Source organism: Pseudomonas sp. CROZ-RG-20F-R04-15 (assembly GCF_022662375.1).
In the GTDB taxonomy this organism is placed as follows: Bacteria; Pseudomonadota; Gammaproteobacteria; order Pseudomonadales; family Pseudomonadaceae; genus Aquipseudomonas.
In genome coordinates this window covers 368,066-380,731 of the sequence record NZ_JAKNQL010000002.1, presented here as the reverse complement: position 1 = coordinate 380,731, position 12,666 = coordinate 368,066, and the positions used below count along the sequence as shown (strand labels likewise).

14 protein-coding genes are annotated in these 12,666 nt (G+C 59.2%); 8 read left to right on the top strand and 6 right to left on the bottom strand.

Annotated features, from left to right (window positions below):
* Nucleotides 1–148 precede the first annotated feature (148 nt).
* Both rhtA and L8H52_RS06100 read left to right on the top strand, forming a co-directional pair.
* Complete coding sequence (gene rhtA, locus L8H52_RS06105; protein ID WP_242205539.1) at nt 149–1,036, top strand: threonine/homoserine exporter RhtA; 888 nt, start codon at nt 149–151, stop codon at nt 1,034–1,036.
* 168 nt (nt 1,037–1,204) lie between these two features.
* Nucleotides 1,205–1,486, top strand: coding sequence for a hypothetical protein (locus L8H52_RS06100; RefSeq protein WP_108225900.1), 282 nt, complete (start codon nt 1,205–1,207; stop codon nt 1,484–1,486).
* Nucleotide 1,487: 1 nt separating this feature from the next.
* Here the strand turns inward: L8H52_RS06100 and L8H52_RS06095 are convergent, their stop codons facing one another.
* Complete coding sequence (locus tag L8H52_RS06095) at nt 1,488–2,051, bottom strand: TetR/AcrR family transcriptional regulator (RefSeq protein WP_242205541.1); 564 nt, start codon at nt 2,049–2,051, stop codon at nt 1,488–1,490.
* 91 nt (nt 2,052–2,142) lie between these two features.
* Here L8H52_RS06095 and L8H52_RS06090 point away from each other — a divergent pair, with 91 nt between their 5' ends.
* Both L8H52_RS06090 and L8H52_RS06085 read left to right on the top strand, forming a co-directional pair.
* Nucleotides 2,143–2,871: an SDR family oxidoreductase gene (locus L8H52_RS06090; protein ID WP_242205543.1), complete on the top strand. Its 729-nt coding sequence runs from the start codon at nt 2,143–2,145 to the stop codon at nt 2,869–2,871.
* Between the two features lie 33 nt (nt 2,872–2,904).
* Nucleotides 2,905–3,501 (top strand): 2-hydroxychromene-2-carboxylate isomerase, encoded by a 597-nt coding sequence (locus tag L8H52_RS06085; RefSeq protein ID WP_242205544.1) that lies wholly within the window; start codon nt 2,905–2,907, stop codon nt 3,499–3,501.
* Between the two features lie 43 nt (nt 3,502–3,544).
* Here L8H52_RS06085 and L8H52_RS06080 read toward each other — a convergent pair whose 3' ends face one another.
* The 4 genes from L8H52_RS06080 to L8H52_RS06065 all read right to left on the bottom strand — a co-directional run bounded on the left by L8H52_RS06080 (nt 3,545) and on the right by L8H52_RS06065 (nt 7,755).
* On the bottom strand, nt 3,545–5,353 hold the full coding sequence (locus L8H52_RS06080) for an aminopeptidase P family protein (protein ID WP_242205546.1): 1,809 nt from the start codon (nt 5,351–5,353) through the stop codon (nt 3,545–3,547).
* 56 nt (nt 5,354–5,409) lie between these two features.
* Nucleotides 5,410–6,576: an aminotransferase class V-fold PLP-dependent enzyme gene (locus L8H52_RS06075; RefSeq protein WP_242205548.1), complete on the bottom strand. Its 1,167-nt coding sequence runs from the start codon at nt 6,574–6,576 to the stop codon at nt 5,410–5,412.
* A 205-nt stretch (nt 6,577–6,781) separates the two neighbouring features.
* Nucleotides 6,782–7,396 carry a LysE family translocator gene (locus L8H52_RS06070; RefSeq protein ID WP_242205550.1) on the bottom strand — a complete coding sequence of 205 codons (615 nt, stop codon included), beginning with the start codon at nt 7,394–7,396 and terminating at the stop codon, nt 6,782–6,784.
* A gap of 101 nt (nt 7,397–7,497) precedes the next feature.
* The gene (locus L8H52_RS06065; RefSeq protein ID WP_093434993.1) at nt 7,498–7,755 is read right to left on the bottom strand and encodes a hypothetical protein; all 258 of its coding nucleotides are present in this window, start codon (nt 7,753–7,755) and stop codon (nt 7,498–7,500) included.
* Nucleotides 7,756–8,146: 391 nt separating this feature from the next.
* Here L8H52_RS06065 and msuE point away from each other — a divergent pair, with 391 nt between their 5' ends.
* The 4 genes from msuE to L8H52_RS06045 all read left to right on the top strand — a co-directional run bounded on the left by msuE (nt 8,147) and on the right by L8H52_RS06045 (nt 12,314).
* Nucleotides 8,147–8,710: an FMN reductase gene (msuE, locus tag L8H52_RS06060; RefSeq protein ID WP_242205552.1), complete on the top strand. Its 564-nt coding sequence runs from the start codon at nt 8,147–8,149 to the stop codon at nt 8,708–8,710.
* A gap of 10 nt (nt 8,711–8,720) precedes the next feature.
* On the top strand, nt 8,721–9,866 hold the full coding sequence (ssuD, locus tag L8H52_RS06055) for an FMNH2-dependent alkanesulfonate monooxygenase (RefSeq protein WP_160058847.1): 1,146 nt from the start codon (nt 8,721–8,723) through the stop codon (nt 9,864–9,866).
* Nucleotides 9,867–9,989: 123 nt separating this feature from the next.
* Complete coding sequence (locus L8H52_RS06050; protein WP_242205554.1) at nt 9,990–11,177, top strand: acyl-CoA dehydrogenase family protein; 1,188 nt, start codon at nt 9,990–9,992, stop codon at nt 11,175–11,177.
* A 36-nt stretch (nt 11,178–11,213) separates the two neighbouring features.
* On the top strand, nt 11,214–12,314 hold the full coding sequence (locus L8H52_RS06045) for a sigma-54 dependent transcriptional regulator (protein WP_242205555.1): 1,101 nt from the start codon (nt 11,214–11,216) through the stop codon (nt 12,312–12,314).
* Here L8H52_RS06045 and L8H52_RS06040 read toward each other — a convergent pair.
* Nucleotides 12,311–12,664: an antibiotic biosynthesis monooxygenase gene (locus L8H52_RS06040; RefSeq protein ID WP_242205557.1), complete on the bottom strand. Its 354-nt coding sequence runs from the start codon at nt 12,662–12,664 to the stop codon at nt 12,311–12,313. The two genes, L8H52_RS06045 and L8H52_RS06040, sit on opposite strands and share 4 nt — an antisense overlap.
* Between the last annotated feature and the right edge of the window lie 2 nt (nt 12,665–12,666).

Below are 12,666 nucleotides of genomic sequence, written 5' to 3'. Positions count from 1 at the left end.
CTGAATCTGCCGTCAACCGTTAATTTCATCTTTCTATCGATACAGGGAAAAAGGCTTCTTCTATATAGACGTAACCCTAGCGAATGCGCAGTATATTGCCCAACACCAACAATAATGCCCTGCTCTCACCTCGGACGATGCCACGCAAATGAATGACCAGCCACGATCTCTTGCCTCAATGCTGTTCCCGGTTGGCCTGCTATTAATAGCCATGGCATCGATTCAGTCCGGCGCCTCTCTGGCCAAAAGCATGTTCCCCATCGTTGGCGCTCAGGGAACCACGACGCTGCGTTTGATCTTCGCCAGCGTGATCATGCTGTTGATACTGCGCCCCTGGCGAGCAAAGCTGACCGCCAAATCATTGCGCACTGTCATCGTCTACGGCATGGCACTGGGCGGCATGAACTTCCTCTTCTATATGTCACTGCGCACCGTACCGCTAGGGATTGCCGTTGCCCTCGAATTTACCGGGCCACTGGCCGTCGCCATCTATGCATCACGTCGCGCTATCGACTTTCTCTGGATTGCTCTGGCTATCACCGGTCTCCTGCTGCTGATTCCAACAGGCGCGACCAGTGCCGGAATCGACCTGGTGGGCGCCGGATATGCGCTGGGTGCCGGTGTCTGCTGGGCGCTATACATCCTGTTCGGTCAAAAGGCTGGCGCCGATAACGGCGTCACGACTGCAGCGCTGGGGGTCATGATCGCGGCGTTGTTCGTCGCGCCTATCGGCATCGTGCATGCCGGTGCAGCTCTTTTGACCCCTTCGTTGATCCCGATTGCCATTGGTGTCGCCATTCTGTCGACCGCCCTGCCCTACACACTGGAAATGGTCGCCCTCACCCGCATGCCGGCGCGCACCTTTGGCACATTGATGAGTATCGAACCGGCTTTCGGCGCGTTATCAGGACTGTTGTTTCTGCATGAATTCCTCACGCTGTCACAATGGATGGCGATCCTGTGCATTATTCTGGCGTCCGTCGGCGCAACCATGACCATGGGTAGCGCTGCGAAACCCGCAATCGCGGCTGATTGAAAGAGGTTTTAACGAAGGTCTGGCATTTGCCGCGTATTTAGGCCATGTTTAGACCCGTAACCCAATGCCAGACATGGATTTTTTCGGACAGGGACTTCAAAACGCTTAGAGCTCAGGCGAACACAGGCAAACCCGGGCATTAGACTCGTGGCCGCTATAAGGACGGTAATGAAACGAATTTTGATACTGATCGCCATACTGGCAGTTGCGGGTTGTGCGGCGACTTCGGAAACCAAGGTAAAACGCGGAAAAAAAGGGCTGCACATCAACTGCTCAGGGCTATCGTCCTCCTGGGACAAGTGCTACGCCAGCGCCGCCAATGCTTGCTTGCCGAAAGGCTATAAGGTCATCGCCAAATCCGGTGACACCGTGGAAGAACCCGGCGATTACCCGTTCGGTCTCAATCCTGCGGGCTACACCAGTCGCAGCATGATCGTCATCTGTAAATAACTCAGCGCTGCCCGGTGATCTGCCGGCCAATCTCTTCATGGCTGGACTTCAGCACCGCTTGCTGAACGTCCGGCGTGGCCAGCATCCGCGCCACCACCAACGCCCCGACACATTGCGACAACACTGACCACGCGAGGCTGTCGCTTTCAAGTATCTGTGCCCAACGCTCCTGAAGCCGGCAGATCCACACCTCGGCCTGCTCGCGCACCTGAATATCTGATCGGGCGATCTCTGCGCCCAGTGCGGGTATTGCACAACCGGCCTCAGGTAGTTCTACATGAACCATGCTCAGATAGTGTTTGAGACAGCGCTCCAGTCGCTCACGATCCTGCGCACCCTCGCCCCCCAATCGCTCAAGGCTTTGACCCAACTCTCGCTCGACGATGGCGGTGAACAATGCATCTTTCGACGAGAAGTGACTGTAGAACGCCGCACCACTCAGCCCGATAGCCTTCATCAAACCATCGACGCCCACCGTGGAAAAACCGCAGCGCTTTGCTGACAGCGCGCTGCTCTGCAGTAGTTTTTCCCGCGTTTCCAGCTTGTGACTGGCGGAGTAACGCATGTGTTTGCCCTCGAATCGACTGCCTTGACGTTGTCTGGATCCTAGCATAACGTTCGTTCACTTAACGATCGTTTAATAAAGGGACTCACCCATGAATAACAAGAAGGTCGTATTGGTTGTAGGCGCTGGCGATGCCACGGGCGGCGCGATTGCCAAGCGTTTTGCCAAAGAAGGATTCATCGCCTGCGTCACCCGCCGCAGTGCCGACAAATTGCAGCCACTGGTGGATGCAATCAACGCTGAAGGCGGCGAAGCCCACGGTTTTGCCTGCGATGCGCGCAAGGAGGAAGACGTCATCGCGTTGATTGAAGACATCGAAACCCGCCTCGGGCCGATCGAAGCCTTTGTGTTCAATATCGGCGCCAACGTGCCGTGCAGCATTCTTGAAGAAACCGCGCGCAAGTATTTCAAGATTTGGGAAATGGCCTGCTTCTCAGGCTTCCTCAATGCTCGTGAAGTGGCCAAACGCATGGTCACTCGTCAACGCGGCACGATTCTCTTCACCGGTGCCACCGCCGGACTTCGCGGCGCTTCCGGATTCGCCGCATTCGCCGGCGCCAAGCACGGTATTCGCGCCTTGGCGCAAAGCATGGCGCGGGAACTGGGGCCAATGAACATCCACGTCGCCCATGTGGTAGTCGACGGCGCGATCGACACCGATTTCATTCGCAACAGTTTCCCCGAGAAGTACGCCACCAAAGATCAGGATGGCATCCTCAACCCCGAACACATCGCCGAGAACTACTGGTATCTGCACAGTCAGCCACGGGATGCCTGGACGTTCGAGCTGGACCTGCGTCCCTGGAACGAACGCTGGTAAGCCTCCCATAACAATAACGACAGAGACGCGAAAATGACCAAAACCGTGGAGTTCTACTTCGACCTTGGCAGCCCTGCCACCTACCTGGCCTACACCCAATTACCAAAGATCTGCGCCGCGACGCATAGTGAGCTGATCTACGTTCCAATGTTGCTCGGTGGTGTATTCAAGGCAACCGGCAACGCATCACCGGCGATGATTCCGGCGAAGGGTCGGTATATGTTTGAGGATCTGGACCGCTACGCGAAACGCTACGGGGTGCCGCTGAAATTCAATCCGCATTTCCCGATCAACACCCTGATGTTGATGCGTGCGGTTACTGGCATCCAGTTGCGTCAGCCAGAACGCTTTCAGGCGTTTATCGATTGCCTGTTCACAGCGCTATGGATTGACGGACGCAGCCTCGACGAACCCGCTACCGTCGCCGCCGTGCTAAGCGAACACGGCTTCGATCCGCAGGAAGTATTAGCGCTGACCGATGACGAATCGGTCAAAGCAAAGCTCAAGGACAACACCGAAACCGCAGTTAAACGCGGCGTGTTCGGGGCCCCCAGCATGTTCATCGGCAATCAACTGTTCTTCGGCCAGGATCGGCTCGACTTCGTTGAGGAGTCCTTGCGCCAAGGCTAAGCGATCATTCAGGCGCTGATCACAGCGCCTGAATTGCAAGGGATCAGATGGCGGCAGTGCGGGTGTTCAGCCAGTCCAGTGCAGCACCTTCAAGCAACGGACTCAAGCGCTCACGCACTTGCGCGTGGTAGTCGTTGAACCATTGTTTCTCTTCTTCCGACAGCAGTGCCGGCAGCAGGCAACGCGTGTCAATCGGGCACAGCGTCAAGGTTTCAAACTTGAGGAAGTCACCGAACTCGCTGCTGCCCGCTTCGCGGTTCATCGCCAGGTTTTCGATCCGCACGCCCCAACGACCCGGACGGTAAGTGCCGGGCTCGATCGAAGTGATCATCCCCGGCTGCATGGCCGTCTGCGGTGCAGGCGCGGCCTGATAGGCAATCACCTGTGGACCTTCATGGACGTTGAGGAAGTAGCCAACGCCGTGACCGGTACCGTGACCGTAATCCACGCTGTCGGCCCAGATCGGCGCACGGGCAATGGCGTCCAGCAGCGGCGACAGAATGCCTTTCGGGAACTGTGCACGCGACAGGGCAATCACGCCTTTCAACACCCGCGTGCAATCGCGTTTCTGCTCTTCGGTCGGTGTACCGACCGGCACCATCCGCGTGATATCCGTGGTGCCGCCCAGGTATTGACCGCCCGAGTCGATCAGCAGCAAGCCATCACCTTCGATCACCGCATGCTCTTCTTCGGTGGCGTGGTAATGCGGCATGGCGCCATTGGCGTTGAACGCGGCGATGGTGTTGAAACTCAGCGAGACATAATCCGGACGACGCTCGCGAGCAGCCGTGAGCTTCTCGTCGATGGTCAGTTCGGTAATGCGCTCGCGGCCCCAGGCCGATTCCAGCCAGGCAAAAAACTCGCACAGCGCAGCGCCGTCCTGCTCCATCGCTTTGCGGATGTGCTGAGCGTCGGCTTCGCTTTTCTGCGATTTGGCCAGCGTGGTCGGGTTCAAGCCTTCGACCAGTTTCACACCGCTGTCGAGGTTATCCAGCAAACCACTGGTCACCCGCGCCGGATCCACCAGCAGGCTCGCGCCCTTTGGCACGGCACGCAGCGCATCAGCGACTTCGCGGTAATCGCGCAGCGTCACGCCATCCTGCTCGAGCACGGCGCGCAATTGAGCGTCAACCTTGCTCAGCGCCACAAACAGCGTGGCTTGCTGTTGATCGATCAACGCAAACGAAACAAACACCGGGTTGAACGACACATCGCCGCCGCGCAGATTGAACAGCCAGGCAATGTCGTCGAGGGTGGCGATGAAATGCCAGTCGGCCCCGCGCTCCTGCAAGGTTTCGCGCAGTTTGGCGAGTTTCTCGCCACGGCTGACCGTCGCTTGCGGTGGCAGATGCTGATAGATCGGTGCATTCGGCAGGCTCGGACGATCGCTCCAGACTTCCTGCAGCAGATCGATATCGGTACGCAGACGCGCACCGCGTGCTTCCAGCTTGCTGCTCAGGGTACGCGCCGATGCCACGGCCATCACCGCACCGTCAACCGCGACCACACCACCTTCCGGTGTCTGCTCGGCCAGCCAGTCCAGCGGGCTCGGCTGACCCGGTTGCAGTTTGACCAGTTCGATGCCGCTGCCCTTGAGTTCCTTGCTCGCTTGCTCCCAATAACGGCTGTCGGCCCAGACACCGGCGAAATCAGCGGTGACGATCAACGTCCCGACCGAACCATGGAAGCCCGACAACCACTGCCGGCCCTGCCAGTAACCCGGCAGATATTCCGACAAGTGCGGGTCGGCGGACGGCACCAACAGTGCGTGAATGCCTTCGCGGCGCATCAGTTCGCGGGTGTGCGCCAAGCGCTGGGGCACCGATCCTTCGGTCGAGGTCTGGGTACTCATCATGTCTCCTGCTAATCACATCATCGTTATTGTTCGTAGCCGTGGGGTCGGCTCGTTTAAAGCCCTGTCGCCCAGAATGCCGGAGCACTGGCGCAGGCGGTCTTGATCAGTTGAACAGCCTTGTCGATATCTTCGGCGGTAGTGAAACGGCCGAGACTCAAGCGAATGGTGCGACCTGCCAGATGTGCGTCATGCCCCAACGCCAACAACACGTGGGATGGCGTGTTACTCGCCGAGTTGCAGGCTGAGGTCGCAGAGAATGCAATCGAATGACTCAATGCCGCGCTGTTGAATTCACCTTCGCTGAAGGTCAGGCTCAAGGTGTGCGGGATGCGTTGAGTGGCGCAGCCATTGAGGCGCACGCCCGGCAGGCTGAGCAGTTGTTCGAGCAAGCGTTTGCGCAATTCGGCGATGGTTTTTTTCTCGGTCTCGAAGGCCTCGGCGGCCAAGGCAAACGCGGCGCCCATGCCGGCAATCTGGTGCGTCGCCAAGGTTCCGGAGCGCAAGCCGCCCTCGTGCCCACCGCCATGAATCTGCGCCTGTAAACGCTGTTGCGCGCGTGGGCCGACGTACAGCGCGCCGATGCCTTTGGGGCCGTAAAGTTTGTGCGCCGAAAACGACATCAGATCCACCGGCCATTGGCCCAGATCGATGGCCACTTTGCCGGCGCCCTGCGCCGCATCAACATGGAACAACGCCTCACGACTGCGCACTACGGCGCCAATCGCCTGAACATCGTTGACGGTGCCCAACTCATTGTTGACCAGCATCAGCGACACCAGAAAGGTGTCCTCACGCATGGCTTCACTGACTGCTTGCGGCGTGATCAGGCCATCGGCGTCCGGCACCAGATAGGTCACGGCAATGCCGGCGTCCTGCAATTGGCGGGCGGTATCGAGGATGGCTTTGTGTTCAATCTGGCTGGTGATGATGTGGCCGCCGCAAACCCCGCGCGCCTGGGCTACGCCTTTGAGGGCGAGGTTGTTGGACTCGGTGGCACCGGAAGTCCAGACAATCTGCCGGGCTTGCGCGCCGACCAGTTCGGCGACCTGCCCGCGGGCCTGCTCGACCGTGTGCCGGGCCTGCTGGCCGAACGCATGGGAGCTGGACGCCGGGTTGCCAAAGTTACCGTGAAACCCCAGACACTCGATCATCACCTGGATGACCCGCTCGTCAACCGGGGTGGTGGCGGCGTAATCGAAATACAACGGACGTGTGTTCATAAAAGACTCGCAGAGCGTGTTCCGGGATCAGGAGGCTCGTGTCTGCAAACGGCACGGCGCAGCCTTGTGAGCTGCGCGTCGGTTCGAGAGCGTCATCAATACCTGATCGGATGCCGTTAAAGAAGAACAACTTCATTTAAAAGTGCGTAGGAACGCTCCTGAAGTCGAGCTTAACAGGCATCCGGCCTGCGGTTGAAGCGATGCGTCAGCTAAAGCTTTCGAGAAGTAACGGGTACAGCGAAATCACCAGCAATGCGGCCATGCCCCAGTTGAACACGCGCAACCAGCGCGGATCCTTCAGCACATTGCGCAACAACGTCCCGCAGGCGGCCCAGAGGCCGACACTCGGCAGGTTGATGATGGCGAACACTGCAGCAATCACCACGACATTGGTGAAATAGCCCTGCATCGGCGTGTACGTGCTGATGGCGCCGATGGCCATGATCCAGGCTTTGGGATTGACCCACTGAAACGCGGCGGCGCCAAGGTAGCTTATTGGCTTGGCCTCGCCTGCGGCGCTGTCACCGACCGGGCCCGAGTGAGCGATTTTCCACGCCAGATACAGCAGATACGCCGCGCCGACATAGCGCAGAACCGTATAGAGAATCGGATAGGTCTGAAACACCGCGCCGAGGCCAAAGCCCACTGCGACAACCAGAACGAAGAAGCCACAGGTAATCCCGAGCATGTGCGGGATGGTGCGGTTGAAGCCGAAATTCACCCCCGATGCCAGCAACATGGTGTTGTTCGGCCCCGGCGTAATCGAGGTGACAAGGGCAAACAGGGCAAAGCCCAACAGCAGGTCAAGCGAGAGGTTCATGGCAGGCAATCCATCAGGGTCATTCAGGTGTTGACCCTATCCCACGCCGCCCGGCAAGCCCACGGACAGTTGGGTAAAACTTCGAGCAGTACAGTTTGTTTTCAGCTAGGACGACCGTGCAGCTGTACGGCACGTTCGGCACTCATTTCAGCTTTTTTGTCGAACTGCGACTGACCGAGCAGTTGCGCTTTTTTCGCGTGGTATTCGTCGAAAGACAAGCCGCTGCGGTTCAGTGCTTCCATCGCCAATTCGCGGGATTCTTCATCGGTGTAAGGACGCAGTTCCGGTGATACATGTCCAGCACAACCGGCGAGCACGGAGACAGCGAGCAACAGGGAAACAGTCAGTAAACGATTCATGGGAGCGTCCTGGCGAGCAATGGGGAGTCGATGGACAAAGGCTACGCCCGGGCATGCTCACGCAGAAATCAACGCTCTCAATAGTGGCTATCAGGAAATCGACACGCGTCGTCCTATATCTCCGAACGATCTATAAATATCTATTAACGTTCTTTTACGGAATAAAAAACTGCCTTTATAACGTCCATTCATGCGATGCGTACTGTTGCTCCAACAACTGTTGCTCAGCCAACACTGAATCAGCAAAGCGCCCTGCTACTCACAGGGGCGACCGTCACGCTAACGCTCAACGCCTTGTAAACCGGGGCTTGCAGAAATTGGTACGGCGCTTGCTCAAGCCTGGTGACTCACTCACTGCTCGCTGTGCAACTGTTGAAAAAAGGAACTGATCATGTCGCGCCCCCTGAAAGTCGTCGCCCTCTCCGGCGGCACCTGGCGTCCGTCGCGCACTCTGGTGCTGACCCAGGCCTTGCTCGCCGAACTGGCCGGGCACCTGACCATCGAAAGCCATTTGATCGAACTCGGTGATATCGCTCGCCCGCTCGGCGGCGCGCTGTCGCGTCAGGAACTGAGTGCCGAGGTTGAAGCCGAGTTGCAGGCCATTGAACAGGCCGATCTGCTGATCGTTGCCACGCCGGTTTATCGCGGTTCCTACCCGGGCCTGCTCAAGCATTTGTTCGACCTGATCGACCTCAACGCACTGATCGACACCCCGGTGCTGCTCGCTGCCACCGGCGGCAGCGAACGTCATGCGCTGGTTCTCGATCACCAGTTGCGCCCGCTGTTCAGCTTCTTCCAGGCCATGACCTTGCCGATCGGCGTGTACGCCACTGAAGCCGACTTCGCCGATTACCAGATCACCAGCGAACTGTTGAAGGCGCGCATCCGCCTGGCCGCCGAACGCGCCGCGCCGCTGTTCGCCACGCAAATCAAACCCTTGCTGAAGATCGCTTAAGGAGCCGTTCATGGATGTTTTCTGGTTCCTGCCGACCCACGGCGACGGCCACTATCTGGGCACCACCCAAGGTGCGCGCCCGGTCACTCTCAATTATCTGAAACAAGTCGCCCAAGCGGCTGACAGCCTCGGCTACCACGGCGTACTGATTCCCACCGGGCGCTCCTGCGAAGACTCTTGGGTCATCGCCTCGGCACTGGTGCCGTTGACCGAGCGTCTGCGTTATCTGGTGGCGATCCGTCCGGGGATCATTTCGCCGACGGTGTCGGCGCGCATGGCCGCAACTCTGGATCGACTGTCCAACGGGCGCTTGTTGATCAACGTGGTGACCGGAGGCGATCCGGACGAGAACCGTGGCGACGGCAGTTTCCTCAGCCACGCCGAGCGCTATGAAGTCACCGATGAATTCCTGAAGATCTGGCGTCGCGTGTTGCAAGGCGAGGCGGTGGATTTCGACGGCAAACATTTGAAGGTGCAGAACGCCAAAGCGCTGTATCCGCCGGTGCAAAAACCTTATCCGCCGCTGTACTTTGGTGGCTCATCCGACGCAGCACATGATCTGGCCGCCGAACAAGTCGATGTCTATCTGACCTGGGGCGAGCCACCCGCCGCCGTCGCGGAAAAACTCGCCGATGTGCGCGAACGCGCGGCGCGGCATGGCCGCCAGGTCAAGTTCGGCATTCGCCTGCATGTAATCGTGCGCGAGACCGCCGAAGAGGCCTGGAAAGCCGCGGACAAATTGATCGAACACATCAGCGACGAGACCATTGAAGCGGCGCAGAAATCCTTCTCGCGCTTCGACTCTGAAGGCCAGCGGCGCATGGCGGCGTTGCACGATGGCCGTCGCGACAACCTCGAAATTGCCCCCAACCTGTGGGCCGGTGTCGGTCTGGTGCGCGGCGGTGCCGGGACGGCATTGGTCGGCGATCCGCAGCAAGTCGCGGCGCGGATCAAGGAATACGCGGATCTGGGCATCGAGAGTTTCATCTTCTCCGGCTATCCGCATCTGGAAGAGGCTTACCGCTTTGCTGAGTTGGTGTTCCCGTTGCTGCCCGAGCCTTACGCGAGTCTGGCCGGGCGTGGCGTGACCAATCTGACCGGGCCGTTTGGCGAAATGATTGCCAATGATGTGCTGCCCACAAAAGCCTCGGCATAAACAAATCCCCTGTAGGAGCTGCCGCAGGCTGCGATCTTTTGATCTGGTGTTTAAAAATCAACGTCAAAAGATCGCAACCTGCGGCAGCTCCTACACCGGCTGAGTGAATTCAGGAGTGTTGGTGTGACCGCCAAACCGCAAAGTACATTGTTATCTCCGCTGCAGACTGCCCGCCAACTGGCCGCCGGGTTTGCCCTGACTGCCGTCGAGCGTGACGAGCGTGGCGGCACGCCGAAGGTCGAGCGCGATGCCCTGCGCGACAGCGGCCTGCTGGCCTTGAGTATTCCGACCCGCTACGGCGGCCTCGGCGCGAGCTGGAGTGAAACCCTGCAAGTTGTTCGCGAGTTCGCCAAGGTCGACAGTTCGATCGCCCACGTTTTCGGCTTTCATCATTTGATGCTCGCCACCGTGCGCCTGTTCTCGCGACCGGAACAATGGCAGCCGTGGTTCGAACAGACCGCGCGGCAGAACTGGTTTTGGGGCAACGCGCTCAACCCGCTCGACACCCGCACCGTGGTCAAGGACCTCGGTGGCTGGCGCGAGTTTTCCGGGAAGAAAAGCTTCTGTTCCGGCGCCAGCGATTCACAGATGCTGATCGCCTCGGCGGTCGATGAAAGCGCCGGCGGCAAGTTGCTGATCGCGGCGATTCCCAGCGGACGCAGTGGCATCACCCTGCACAACGACTGGAACAACATCGGCCAGCGCCAGACCGACAGCGGCAGCGCCACGTTTGAACGGGTGCGCGTCGAAGAATCGGAATTGCTCCTCGATCCCGGCCCGTTGAGCACGCCGTTCGCCTGCCTGCGGCCATTGATCGCGCAACTGACGTTCACGCATATGTTTCTCGGGATTGCCGAAGGCGCTTTCGAAGAGGCGCGGCAGTACACCCTCAGTGAAACCCGGCTGTGGCACAAATCCGCGGCGCGCGATGTGCGTGAAGATCCGTACGTGCTCGCGCATTACGGCGAGTTCTGGGTGGCGCTGGAAAGCATTCGCCTGTTGGTCGAACGCGCGGCCGCATTGCTCGATGAGGCGTGGGCCAAAGGTGCGAATCTCAGCGCCGAAGAGCGCGGTCATGTCGCCACGGCGATTGCCACCGCCAAAGTCGCCGCCAGCCGCCAAGGGCTGGAAATTTGCAGCCGTTTGTTCGAAGTGACCGGCGCGCGCTCGACCCACGCCTCCCTGCGCCTCGACCGCCACTGGCGCAACCTGCGCACGCAAACCCTGCACGACCCACTGGATTACAAACTCCATGAGTTGGGCGACTGGGCGCTGAATCAGTCGCTGCCGGTGCCGACCTTCTATTCCTGACCTGCCTGCATTTGAACTGAAAAGAAGGACGAGCCCATGCAACTGCTGACCCTACCGCCCTCCCCCGCGCTCGCCACGTCGATCCGCGCCACCGCGCAGGTCTTCGAAGACCCGAAGTCCCAGGCCCTGCTTGCGCATTTGCAGCAAGTCGCGCCGAGTGAAGCAAGTGTGCTGATCATCGGCGAAACCGGTACCGGCAAAGAGCTGGTGGCGCGGCATATTCATAACCTCAGCAATCGCCGTCATCGGCCGTTTATCGCGGTCAATTGCGGGGCGTTTTCCGAATCGTTGGTGGAAGCGGAGTTGTTTGGTCATGAAAAAGGCGCGTTCACCGGCGCACTGAGTGCCAAGGCCGGATGGTTCGAGGAAGCGGACGGCGGCACGTTGTTTCTCGATGAAATCGGCGACCTGCCGATGGCGATTCAGGTGAAATTGCTGCGGGTTTTGCAAGAACGCGAAGTGGTGCGGCTTGGCTCGCGCAAAAGCATACCCATCGACGTACGGGTACTGGCGGCAACCAATGTGCAGCTGGAAAAAGCCATCAATGCCGGCAATTTCCGTGAGGATCTGTATTACCGCCTCAATGTGGTCAATCTGGAATTGAGCCCGTTGCGCGAGCGTCCCGGCGATATCCTCCCGCTCACCCGCCACTTCATCGAAGCCTACAGTCAGCGCCTCGGTTACGGACGCGTGAGTATCAGTCCCGGCGCCGAGCACAAGCTGCGCGCTTACGGTTGGCCGGGCAATATTCGCGAGCTGGAAAACGTCATCCATCACACGTTGTTGATCTGCCGCAACGGCGTGATCGAACGCGACGATCTGCGCCTGTCGAACCTGCGCATCGAACGCCCCGACGATCATGCCGGCACCGACGATTCACCGGAGGCGTTGCTGGAACAGGCCTTTCAAAAACTGTTTGCGCAACAAGCCGGCGCGTTGCACGAGAAGGTCGAAGACGCTTTGTTGCGCGCGGCGTATCGCTTTTGCCATTACAACCAGGTGCACACCGCAGCGCTACTCGGACTGAGCCGCAACGTCACCCGCACGCGTTTGATCAAGATCGGCGAACTGGCAGTGAACAAGCGGCGACTCACGGAAAACCTGCAAGGTGAGCGTTTGATCCAGTTATCGATCTAACCGACCAGGTTGCAGTGCAGCGCATCGTCGTGACTGCGGGCGATGCTGCTCAGCACCTGGAACGAATTGAAGGTCACGGTTTTCGCCTGATGGGTGTGGATCAGTTGCCAGAAATCCTGTTCGCCACTCTCGAAGCTGCGAAATGCCGCCTCCCCCGCCTCGCGTGTCTGCCATTGCAGAAAACTCAACACGCGCCGGCCGTCATCGCTGGCCTGCACGCTGGCGCTGACAAAACCGTCGTAGCGCTGAGCCAGGCGCTCGGTCTGCCTCGACAACGCGGTCACCAGGGCGGGTTGTTGGCGTGGTTCGATTTCAAATTCGATCAATTGGGTAAAACTGCGGTTGTTCATGG